Consider the following 2529-nt stretch of genomic DNA (forward strand, 5'->3'; position numbering starts at 1 on the left):
AACAAACTGTATAACTATGTGACCTGGCTGGGGCTCGAACCCAGGACCCCAACATTAAAAGTGTTGTGCTCTACCAACTGAGCTACCAAGTCATCAATAAAATGAAAAACAAACTTTTAAAATCCTTAGTGACCCGGCTGGGGATCGAACCCAGGACCCCAACATTAAGAGTGTCGTGCTCTACCAGCTGAGCTACCGAGTCGGTTTTACTCAAAAGTATTTCCTTGTTTGCGGGTGCAAAGATACAACATTTTTTTTATGTACCAAGAAAAAAAGTATTATTTTTGCACTTTATTTTAAATAATTTTTTCAAACCCTTACTATACAACAGTTTATAAAATGAAAATAATTCTTATTGGCTATATGGGAAGCGGTAAATCTACCCTCGGAAGAGCCCTCGCCACTGCTAAAAACATTTCTTTCGTCGACCTCGATGCCTATATCGCTGAGCGTGAAAAATGCTCCGTACCCAATATTTTTAAAAATAAAGGAGAGATTTATTTCCGCAAGAAAGAAGCGCTTTACTTGCAAGAAGTCCTCCAAAAAGAAGAGGATATGGTACTTTCTTTAGGCGGAGGTACGCCTTGCTTTGGCAATAATATGCCCCTTATCAAAGCCTCTGGGGCAACGAGTATTTATCTAAAATACCAACCTCAATCCCTTACCCAGCGTCTTTTGCAGGAGAAAGACCACCGACCTCTGCTCGCCCAAATCAAGGAGATAGATTTAGAAGAATTCATTCGCAAGCATCTATTCGACCGCAATCCGTACTACGCTCAGGCTACCCATATTATTGCTATGGACGGTCTTACCCCTGACCAAAGCCTCCAAAAGTTACTTACAGTTTTCTAAGACAGCTTACTTTTGTCCAGCCTGTTTTGCCATTAACCAACCGTATCTTTACCCAGTCTTTAGCATCTTCTATAATCTCTACTTTTGTACCTTCGTGCAGCTGCATTACCTCGCTGCTGTAGGCATTAGCATCTGAAAATACGCGTACGGTTTTGTCAAAAAGAATAGCGTATTGTGTTTGGCTAACTTGCTTATGGCAGAAGTGCGCTAAGGTGTAACTACCTATCGCAAAAAACAAAAATACTAACATCAGACTGAAAAAAGTGCGCTTTAGTGCAGTGCGCTCTACGAAATAGTAGAGCAAAAAACTCAACACAAAAGCAAAAACTCCTATAATCGAAAGTACCGCCCACGTATGAGCGCTAAAAAGCCCTACGATACCATCGCTTAGTTGGCGCACCCACGTTTTGGGTAGGGGGGTGATGGCATCTACTTTCATTTGGTTAGCAAATATCAGATTGTTTTTTGCATCGGCATTTTCAGGGTCAAGCTGCAGTGCCTTTTCGTAATAATAGATACTTTCAGGCACATTGTTCAGCTTGTAATAAGTGTTGCCTAAGTTGTAGTACAAAGCCGATGACTCTTTGCCTGACTTCAATATCGATGAGTACACCGCAGCAGCTTGGGTGTAGTCTCCCTTTTGGTAGAGCGTAGTAGCTTTGTCAAAATTATCTTGGTCTTGCCCCCAGCCTATAGTGGCTATAGCAAGGCATATTAGAGTTATAAGGTACTTCATCGCTAAGCTTATTTTTTTACTTGTTTGTCTAATTCTGTTATCACTTGCACGGCATTGCCAAAATCACTTTCTACTGAGGCATCGGTGTGGTGCTGCGAGTACCGTGCCATTTCGCAGTTAGCTAACAGCCGTATAAAGCGCTCTACCGTCTCTGGGGCAGCGTGGCGTGCCAATAGCAATTCGTTTATTTTGTCCTTGCTCATTTCAGTAGTTTCTATCTTCAGTTTAGCTTTCAGATAGTTGTGTAGAGCACGTTCTAAAGCCTCATAGAAGTGGTCTTTGTCGGCGAGTTTGCGTTTAGCTTCACTTAGGTATTTCTTAGCCAAGCGGTTGGCAGTACGCACTTTTGCTCCTTCTATATCTCCTGCGCGACGCTGTCTAATACGCCAAGCTATTAGGGCGATAGGTATCAGCAGTAGTGGCAAGAGTAGGTATAGATAGTAGCGCACCGAACCAAAGAAGACAGGCTGATGCATCGCTACTAAGCCTGTGTTAGGCTGTTGTGCGCGGAAGTGACTGCTCGGCAGGTTGTTATCGTTAGCCACATCAGTAGGAGTGTCTTCGTTAGCAGCTCCTTCGGTTACATCTATCCACAGCTCGTCTGTTTTTATAGTTTCGTATTTATGAGTGTTCGGATTGAAGTAAGAGAAAGCCATACCACTGATAGGGTATTTCCCTTTGTACTGAGGTACAATGGTGTAAGTTTGCTCTATGCGCCCTTTCATACCAGCAAGGGTAGTGCTAATGTCGTCATTTTGCTCAGGAGCATATACTTCTAATGACGAAGGGAAAGTAGGCTTAGGTAGGTCGAACAGTTTTAGGTTACCACTGCCCGATACTTCTACTTTTAGCTGCATACTTTCGTTGCCTTTTAGGGTTTGTTTGTTAGGGGTTACGGCAAAAGAGAAGTCGCCTACCGCTCCGCTAAAGTTATCTGGTTT

The 2529-nt window shown here is 43.0% G+C and carries 3 protein-coding genes and 2 tRNA genes; 1 reads left to right on the forward strand and 4 read right to left on the reverse strand.

Annotation, left to right across the window (positions count from 1 at the left end; genetic code table 11):
- Positions 1 to 19 precede the first annotated feature (19 nt).
- Positions 20 to 92: transfer RNA gene (locus HMPREF9074_RS03505), tRNA-Lys, on the reverse strand.
- A 37-nt stretch (positions 93 to 129) separates the two neighbouring features.
- Positions 130 to 202 (reverse strand) — tRNA-Lys (locus HMPREF9074_RS03510).
- A 137-nt stretch (positions 203 to 339) separates the two neighbouring features.
- Between HMPREF9074_RS03510 and HMPREF9074_RS03515 the strand changes: the two genes are divergently transcribed.
- Positions 340 to 852, forward strand: a complete 513-nt coding sequence (locus HMPREF9074_RS03515; protein ID WP_009391072.1) for a shikimate kinase — start codon at positions 340 to 342, stop codon at positions 850 to 852.
- Here the strand turns inward: HMPREF9074_RS03515 and HMPREF9074_RS03520 are convergent.
- The gene (locus HMPREF9074_RS03520) at positions 839 to 1588 is read right to left on the reverse strand and encodes a tetratricopeptide repeat protein (RefSeq protein ID WP_009391074.1); all 750 of its coding nucleotides are present in this window, start codon (positions 1586 to 1588) and stop codon (positions 839 to 841) included. The two genes, HMPREF9074_RS03515 and HMPREF9074_RS03520, sit on opposite strands and share 14 nt — an antisense overlap.
- A gap of 8 nt (positions 1589 to 1596) precedes the next feature.
- Positions 1597 to 2529, reverse strand: a 933-nt coding sequence (locus HMPREF9074_RS03525; protein ID WP_034539703.1) for a BatD family protein, incomplete at its 5' end; no start/stop codon positions are given.

It is taken from the genome of Capnocytophaga sp. oral taxon 329 str. F0087 (genome assembly GCF_000213295.2).
GTDB classification, from domain to species: domain Bacteria; phylum Bacteroidota; class Bacteroidia; order Flavobacteriales; family Flavobacteriaceae; genus Capnocytophaga; species Capnocytophaga leadbetteri_A.